Origin of the sequence: Buttiauxella cochleicola (assembly GCF_021282435.1) — a bacterium.
In the GTDB taxonomy this organism is placed as follows: Bacteria; Pseudomonadota; Gammaproteobacteria; order Enterobacterales; family Enterobacteriaceae; genus Buttiauxella; species Buttiauxella massiliensis.
The window spans coordinates 117,753-125,948 of sequence record NZ_JAJSOT010000011.1 but is presented as its reverse complement, the minus strand read 5'-3'; the positions used below and the strand labels follow the sequence as shown (position 1 = coordinate 125,948).

General features: G+C 49.3%; 7 protein-coding genes and 1 riboswitch. Of the genes, 2 read left to right on the top strand and 5 right to left on the bottom strand.

Annotated features, from left to right (window positions below; genetic code table 11):
- Positions 1-172 precede the first annotated feature (172 nt).
- Both murI and btuB read right to left on the bottom strand, forming a co-directional pair.
- Positions 173-1,039, bottom strand: a complete 867-nt coding sequence (murI, locus tag LVQ77_RS20460; RefSeq protein ID WP_232905367.1) for a glutamate racemase — start codon at positions 1,037-1,039, stop codon at positions 173-175.
- On the bottom strand, positions 984-2,846 hold the full coding sequence (gene btuB, locus LVQ77_RS20455; RefSeq protein ID WP_232905366.1) for a TonB-dependent vitamin B12 receptor BtuB: 1,863 nt from the start codon (positions 2,844-2,846) through the stop codon (positions 984-986). Before btuB ends, murI begins: the two co-directional genes overlap by 56 nt.
- Positions 2,847-2,913: 67 nt before the next feature.
- A riboswitch (cobalamin riboswitch) is annotated at positions 2,914-3,090 on the bottom strand.
- A gap of 245 nt (positions 3,091-3,335) precedes the next feature.
- Between btuB and trmA the strand changes: the two genes are divergently transcribed.
- Positions 3,336-4,436 (top strand): tRNA (uridine(54)-C5)-methyltransferase TrmA, encoded by a 1,101-nt coding sequence (trmA, locus tag LVQ77_RS20450; protein WP_232905365.1) that lies wholly within the window; start codon positions 3,336-3,338, stop codon positions 4,434-4,436.
- Between the two features lie 45 nt (positions 4,437-4,481).
- Here trmA and LVQ77_RS20445 read toward each other — a convergent pair whose 3' ends face one another.
- Together LVQ77_RS20445 and fabR are read right to left on the bottom strand one after the other, a co-directional pair.
- The gene (locus LVQ77_RS20445) at positions 4,482-4,838 is read right to left on the bottom strand and encodes a YijD family membrane protein (protein WP_151995344.1); all 357 of its coding nucleotides are present in this window, start codon (positions 4,836-4,838) and stop codon (positions 4,482-4,484) included.
- Positions 4,839-4,852: 14 nt separating this feature from the next.
- Positions 4,853-5,497, bottom strand: coding sequence for an HTH-type transcriptional repressor FabR (gene fabR, locus LVQ77_RS20440; RefSeq protein ID WP_232905364.1), 645 nt, complete (start codon positions 5,495-5,497; stop codon positions 4,853-4,855).
- A 192-nt stretch (positions 5,498-5,689) separates the two neighbouring features.
- Here fabR and sthA point away from each other — a divergent pair, with 192 nt between their 5' ends.
- Positions 5,690-7,090, top strand: coding sequence for a Si-specific NAD(P)(+) transhydrogenase (gene sthA / locus LVQ77_RS20435; RefSeq protein ID WP_034461384.1), 1,401 nt, complete (start codon positions 5,690-5,692; stop codon positions 7,088-7,090).
- Here sthA and oxyR read toward each other — a convergent pair.
- On the bottom strand, positions 7,064-7,990 hold the full coding sequence (gene oxyR, locus LVQ77_RS20430; RefSeq protein WP_232905363.1) for a DNA-binding transcriptional regulator OxyR: 927 nt from the start codon (positions 7,988-7,990) through the stop codon (positions 7,064-7,066). The two genes, sthA and oxyR, sit on opposite strands and share 27 nt — an antisense overlap.
- Positions 7,991-8,196 lie beyond the last annotated feature (206 nt).

Here is an 8,196-nt window from a genome sequence, read left to right as displayed (position 1 = left end):
AGGTGGCGTATATTACGCTTTCCTCTTTCAGAGTCAAGCGTTTATTTTCGCTTTTCATCTGGCTGACAAGCCGGTTTGTAAGCCGTTGTGCCGTGTCAGTGGAGGCGCAGTATAGGGATTTTCTGGACGCTGACAACCCCTATTTTCAATTTTTATTTCAACCGTCTCTTTTTTATTCAAATTCGCTGCAAACAGCTAGTTTTTCAAGCCTTGGGAAGCCATAACGCTGCAAAACGGGTGCTAATTGAGCAATCTCTGGCGTGAGCCCCATACAGAACGCAATGTTCTCATCTGCAGATAATGCATTTGGAGATTCATGTTCTAAAAGCCATACCGTACGGCGAGCAATTGCAGCGCCTGAATCTATCAACCGAGTTCCTTCCGGCAGAACTTCCAGCAACTCTTCTTCTAATAGAGGGAAATGAGTGCAGCCTAATACAACTGTATCCGGTGGCTCTTTCATTCTTAGCCACGGACGAAGGATCTTACGCAGTTCTTCAAGGTCGACAGGGTGCCCGTGTAACTTGGCCTCTGCTAACTCCACCAGCTCTGCCGAACCGAGCATTTCGATTTTGCATTCTGACGCAAAGCGCGCAACCAGTTCGTGAGTATAAGGACGGCGAACCGTACCGCGAGTCGCCAGCAACCCGACAACACCATTAGTCGTCAGACGCGCAGCAGGTTTAATAGCAGGGACAACGCCTACGACAGGGAAAGCGAATTTTTCACGTAGCGCAGGAAGCGAAACGGTACTCGCCGTATTACAGGCGATGATGGCGAGTGCGAGCGGGTAACGTTCCTGAACCGCAGTAACAATTTCAACTACGCGCTCAACAATGAACGCTTCGCTTTTCTCGCCGTAGGGAAATGCTACGTTATCGAAAGCATATATATAGTGCAGGTCAGGCAAAAGCTGCCGGACTTCGTCATACACAGAAAGCCCACCGACACCGGAGTCAAAAACCAGTACGGTGGGACGTGTATTAGAAGGTATAGCTGCCAGTGAGGTAGTATTCCCGTCCTGGGGTTTGATAGCCATAGACCGTCTCGTAATCTTTATCGAACAGGTTGGCGATTCTACCACGAACGGTGAGATGAGAGGTTACTGGATATGAAGCTGCAATATCGACCAAGCTGTAACTCGGCATCCGACGCTGAGTTGAAGCGAATTGGTTGGTATTATTGTTATAGCTCTTACTAAAATATTGGTAAGCCACATCCATATCAAAACCAAACATATTCCAGTCCAGTTGATATTTATACTGTTGCTTAGAGCGATGTGCCAGGACCTCATTATCTTGATCGCGACGCGGGTCCAAATACCCTAAGGTTATTTGGTGGCTGAAAATACCCGTATCGAAGCTACCAGTCCATTCTATGCCTTTAATTGTCGCTGACTGAATGTTGTAGTAGGTACCCTGCCAAGTATCATAATCGTAATAATAGGTAATAAGGTTATCAATTTTGTTCCGATAGGCTGACAACTGCCAATTAAGTGGTCCAGATTGTCCCTCAAACCCAATTTCCCATTGTTGCGATTTTTCTGGGTCTAAATCAGGGTTAGGTATAATACTCAGGCGTTTTTGCCCATACATTTGCCCTAACGTTGGGGCCTGGAATCCAGTGCCATAAGATAAAGTCACTCGATAATCGGGAACAAACTCCCAACCTGCCGCCGTTTGCCACGTGCCATTCCAGCCAAATTGATCGTTATCGTCACCACGGACCGAAGCCTCGAGAGTTACAGTTTTAACTTGCTGCTGTGCTGTAAGATAGTATCCGGTATTGTCGCGCTTATAAGTATCAGAGGTAATAGTGTCTGAAGAAGTAAGTTCCTGCCGCTGCCAGTCAATGCCAGCACTGATAGTACCTTGACCAACAACAAAACTATTTCCCCATTGCAGGTTCCTCTGGGTCATATCGTCGAGAGAGGTACCAACGTTATATAACCCCAGCGTACTGGCGTAGTTGTAATCCTTATAACGCTGATAGCTACCAGTCAGTACGGAAGAGTAAATGCCATTAGTGAAGTTCAGGCCGGTCTCATAAGTGTGGTTATACAACTGCCGCTCATCACCACCATCCGTATAACCTGCGTCATAGCCCGTCTTATTGCTATAACCATAGCCACGTGCAAATCCGCTGAACTGATCGTTAAAGGTGTGATTTACACCAGCCCAGAAGGTTTTATTGCGAAAACCATCACGATCACTATCAACACTGTAGGGAGAATCAGGACGGACGTTAAATCCTTTGGTGTCTTCAAAAGCACCCGCTACCGTCACCAAAGTCTTATCGCCAACCTGCTGACGAACACTTCCGTCATATTGTTGAAAATGATTGGAGCCGATACCCGCTTGAATTTGACCGCCGGGAGTATTGTTTTGGGTAATGACATTAATAACACCACCGATAGCATCAGCGCCATAAACCGCAGAGCGTGGGCCACGGATCAATTCAATACGCTGCACAAGCGATAAAGGAATCTGGCTGAAATCAGCTGTCCCAGCAATACCCGATTTGGCGAGGGGAATACCATCTATCAACACCAAAGTATGGCGTGACTCTGCACCACGAATATAGATATCGCTATTTTGTCCGATACCACCGCTAACAGCGACATCAACACCAGGTAAACGTCGCATAACATCAACAAGAGATTTAGCCTGCCACTTGTCGATATCCTCACGCGTTACAATCGAAGTCGGAGCCAGCACCGTATTAACCGGTTGCTGAAAACGATTTGCCGTCACCACCAGGTTTTCTTCGGAATTGCTGTCTTGCGCCCAGCCAGAAAAAGCCGTTACGGACAACGCCGTAAGCAGCGAAAGTTTTTTTAACTTCATTTATATAAGCATCCGCTTTTAAATCAAGGATGCCGCAGACATAACCGATAGCACGCGATAGTTATGCAGATTGCGACGTATACCGGCAGGTCTTCGGGCTTGGAGGCGTTCACTTCTGGATGATGACTTCCCACTTATATAAGCAGTGTCTGCACCTGGCACTCATCCCGCTCTTCCTTACCGCTGCGCGTCAGCCCCAGAATTACACTGGGTTCCCTTTTATACCCGTCGCCCTTCAAAATGCAGGGGTGTTGGCTACACTCACTCACCCGAATCACTTACTTCAGTAAGCTCATCGGGATTTGCTCGTTTGCCGCCTACCTGCATCTCGAAGTTTCTCGGGTATAACTTATAAAAAGGCCGGAAGCGCTATGCTACGATTTTGTTAATAAGCTTGTCTATAAGCATCAAAATGCAACAGCGCTGGACATCACGAGCCTAATCCCTACAATCGCCGCGTAGTTTGACTTTACTAACAGGTAGCAACTCATGACTCCAGAACATCTCCCGATAGAACTTTACGACGCGCAACTGGCCGAAAAAGTCGCCCGCTTGCAAAGCATGATGGCCCCTTTTGCAGCTCCCGCGCCGGAGGTGTTCCGTTCACCGGTCAGCCATTACCGGATGCGCGCTGAATTCCGCATCTGGCACGATGAAGACGACCTGTACCACATCATGTTTGACCAGGAAACCAAGCAACGTATTCGGGTCAATAGTTTCCCGGCAGCAAGTGAACTTATCAACGCACTAATGCCGGCAATGCTCGATGGTGTGCGCGATATTCCCGCTCTGCGTTTTAAGCTTTTCCAGATTGATTATCTGACTACCATGAGCAATCAGGCTGTGGTTTCGTTGCTTTATCATCGCAAGTTGGGTGAAGAGTGGCAGCAACACGCTGAAGCATTGCGCGATAATCTGCGTGCTCAGGGTTTCAACGTTCATTTAATTGGCCGTGCTACAAAGACCAAAATCGAGTTAGATCAGGATTTCATCGATGAGCGTTTAACCGTTGCTGGTAAAGAGATGATTTATCGCCAGGTTGAGAACAGTTTTACTCAGCCGAATGCCGCGATGAATGTTCATATGCTGGAATGGGCACTGGATGCAACTCAGGGTTCAAGGGGCGATCTGCTGGAATTGTACTGTGGTAACGGTAACTTCTCGCTGGCACTAGCGCGTAACTTTAACCGCGTACTGGCGACTGAAATCGCCAAACCATCTGTTGCTGCTGCGCAGTACAACATTGCGGCGAATGAAATTGAAAACGTGCAAATTATACGTATGGCGGCTGAAGATTTTACTCAGGCAATGAATGGCGTGCGCGAGTTCAGGCGTCTGGAAGGTATCGACCTTAAAAGTTATCAGTGCGAAACCATTTTCGTCGATCCACCGCGTAGCGGCCTGGATGCAGACACAGTGAAGATGGTGCAGGCATACCCACGTATTCTCTATATTTCCTGCAACCCGCAGACCCTATGCGAGAATCTGGAAGTATTAAGCGAAACCCATAATGTTTCGCGCCTGGCGCTCTTCGACCAGTTCCCGTATACGCATCATATGGAATGCGGTGTGTGGCTGACACGCAAATAGCAAAACGGACGCCTCGGCGTCCGTTTTGATTTCTGGCTAAGAATACTATTCAGTTACCTGCGCTTTACGGGCGCGAACTTTGAAACCAATCCAGAACAACAATGCGACTGAAAGCACCGCAGGCAAGAAGTTAGAGCCAATCGCCGGATACTCAGCACGCACAACCGCGCTATATAACAAGACACCCAGCACAAAGCACGCCGCAGCAATACTTGGTAGGCCAACTGGCATCGTGCGGTTCAGGTAACGTTGATGCAAACAGTACACCGTCAGCACCAGCGTGATCATCGGGAAAATGGAAAACGGCACAACCGAGCTAAATAGCGCGGCAAACGTTCCGTTAATTGCCAGGCCTGCAATAAACGCCAGCCCGAGCGTACCTCTCTCTTGTAACTGTTTCATTGCTCTTCCTTTACTCACTCTGCAGATATTTGAGCTAATGCTACTTTCTCTTGCTCCCGGCGATACCAGTAGTACGCACCTTTTGAAATCATGCGTAACTGAAGTACCAGGCGCTCTTCAAGCTGACGACGCTGATCGGCATCAACGTCCAGCGCTTCGGCACCAGCACTAAAGACAATCGTAACCATCGCTTCTGCCTGCGCTTCAGTAAAACTGCGCGGCATGCGATTTTCGAGTTCCAGATAGTCAGCAAGTTCCGCAATAAAGTGCTGAATTTCACGGGCAACAGCGGCACGAAATGCGGCAGACGTTCCAGAACGCTCACGTAACAACAAACGAAATGCGTTGGGATTATTACCGATAAATTCCATAAATGTTGAGACAGAAGTACGAATTACGCTCCCGCCTTTGGCAATTCGCTGGCGAGCCTGGCGCATTAACTGGCGCAGCATCAGGCCGCTTTCATCAACCATTGTTAAACCCAGTTCGTCAACATCACGAAAGTGGCGATAAAACGATGTTGGCGCTATACCAGCCTCACGGGCGACTTCGCGCAAACTCAGGCTGGCAAAACTTCGTTCAGCACTTAACTGGCTAAACGCGGCTTCGACCAGAGAACGCCTGGTTCTTTCTTTTTGTTGCGCTCTTACACCCATCATATTGCCTGAATCTCTTAATCGAACTCGCACTATACCAGAGAATAACTTAACTGGTTTTATACAGGATTGTGAATGATTGTTTACGCGAGCCGCCTCGCGTAACGCAGCAAAAAGCACAAGGATAATTGGGTTATCCCGCTGTTGATGTTACCATTGTGTTGCTTTTATGTATAAGAACAGGTAAGCCTTACCATGTCACACACCTACGATTATGACGCAATAGTAATTGGTTCCGGTCCTGGCGGCGAAGGTGCCGCAATGGGGCTGGTGAAACTCGGAGCAAGGGTAGCCGTTGTTGAGCGCTACCATAACGTGGGTGGCGGTTGCACTCACTGGGGAACCATCCCCTCAAAAGCGCTGCGCCACGCAGTCAGCCGCATTATCGAATTTAACCAAAATCCTTTATATAGCGACCACACACATCTCCTCCGTTCTTCCTTCGCCGATATTCTTAATCACGCTGATAGCGTCATTAACCAACAAACTCGCATGCGCCAGAGCTTTTATGAGCGTAACCGCTGCGAGATGTTGCAGGGCGATGCACGCTTTGTAGATGCACATACTATCTCGCTGGAATGTCACGATGGCTCGGTGGAGATGATCACCGCCGAGAAGTTCATTATTGCTTGCGGCTCGCGCCCTTATCGTCCACCAGAAGTCGATTTCAGCCATCCGCGTGTGTACGACAGCGATTCCATTCTTAACCTGCATCACGAACCCCGCCACGTCATTATTTATGGCGCAGGGGTGATTGGTTGCGAGTATGCGTCGATTTTCCGTGGCATGAACGTCAAGGTCGATTTGATTAATACTCGCGATCGCCTATTGGCGTTTCTCGATCAGGAGATGTCCGACTCGCTCTCTTACCACTTCTGGAATAGCGGCGTCGTTATTCGCCACAACGAAGAGTTTGAGAACATCGAAGGCGTGGAAGATGGCGTCATTGTCTCGCTAAAATCTGGCAAAAAAGTGAAAGCTGACTGCCTGCTTTATGCGAACGGGCGCACGGGTAATACCGATTCGCTGTCACTGGAAAATGTAGGACTGGAAGCCGATGGCCGTGGTCTGTTGAAGGTCAACAGCATGTACCAGACCGCACAGCCGCACATTTATGCCGTTGGTGATGTGATTGGTTACCCGAGCCTGGCATCGGCGGCTTACGATCAGGGCAGAATCGCGGCCCAAGCCCTGGTGAAAGGCGAAGCAACGGCGCATCTGATTGAAGATATTCCAACCGGTATTTATACCATTCCGGAAATCAGTTCCGTCGGGAAAACCGAACAGCAGTTAACGTCGATGAAGGTACCGTATGAAGTGGGTCGCGCACAGTTCAAGCATCTCGCTCGAGCGCAAATTGTCGGTATGAACGTGGGCACGCTAAAAATTCTCTTCCATCGTGAGACGAAAGAGATTTTAGGGATCCACTGCTTTGGTGAACGCGCGGCCGAAATTATTCACATCGGCCAGGCGATTATGGAGCAGAAAGGTGGCGGCAACACCATTGAGTACTTTGTTAACACCACCTTCAACTACCCGACCATGGCGGAAGCCTATCGGGTAGCGGCTTTAAACGGCTTGAACCGCTTGTTTTAACTCTGGCTCAAAATGGCCATCCATATGTGTACGGATGGCCTCTGCGAGTTGCTCATAGCGACCACGCAGTGGAGAACCCGGACGATAAACCAGGCCGATAGTACGACGCGGCTCTGGTTTATAACATGGCAGGTAAACCACGCCGTCACGGCAACGCTCGTTTGGAACTGCCAGCGCAGGTAACAATGTTATCCCACTTCCGGCTGCCACCATGTTACGCAGCGTTTCAAGGCTGGTTGCACGGAAATGCGTGTCTTCTTCAGCGCCCGCTTCAAAGCAGAAACCCAGCGCCTGATCGCGCAGACAGTGCCCGTCTTCCAGCATCAGCAGCTTTTCACCCGCAAGATCCGATAATGGCACGCGATCACGGTCCGTCCACGGGTGGTCCTGGTAAATCGCCAGCATCATTGGCTCATCAAACAGCGGCACTTCAATAAAGGCTTCGCTCTCTTTCACCAAAGCGAGAATCGCACAGTCGAGTTTCCCACTATCAAGCTGCGCTAATAGCTGATGGGTCTGCGCCTCGTGCAGGTACATTTCTAGTTTGGGAAAAGTTTTATGCAGCATCGGGATAATCTGCGGCAGCAGATAAGGCCCAACGGTTGGGATCAAGCCAATGTGCAGCGGCCCGGACATCGCCTCGCCCTGCTGGCTCGCCATCTCTTTTAGGACTTTAACTTCTCGCAGCACTGTGCGAGCCTGGTCCACCAGCAACAAACCCGCCTGAGTGAACAACACTTTACGGCTGGTGCGTTCAAGCAACATCACGCCGAGTTCATCTTCAAGTTTACGTATTTGACCGCTCAGTGTTGGCTGACTGACATGGCAGGCATCCGCTGCCCGACGAAAGTGACGATGCTCAGCCAGCGCCACCAGGTATTCTAGATCACGAATATTCATTCTCTATCCTCCGTCGCCATGATAGCCCATGGCGATAGAAATCATAGCAACGAACGATTATCCCTATCAACCATTCATATTGAATAATAGCCATCAACAGCACAAACCATCCATGGATCGCGGTTGTGTTGTAGGGAAATCCCCTGTTCTCCGAACAAAGTACTGAAGCCCACGTGAATCATTTAGCGGACATTATGTCCGCTCTT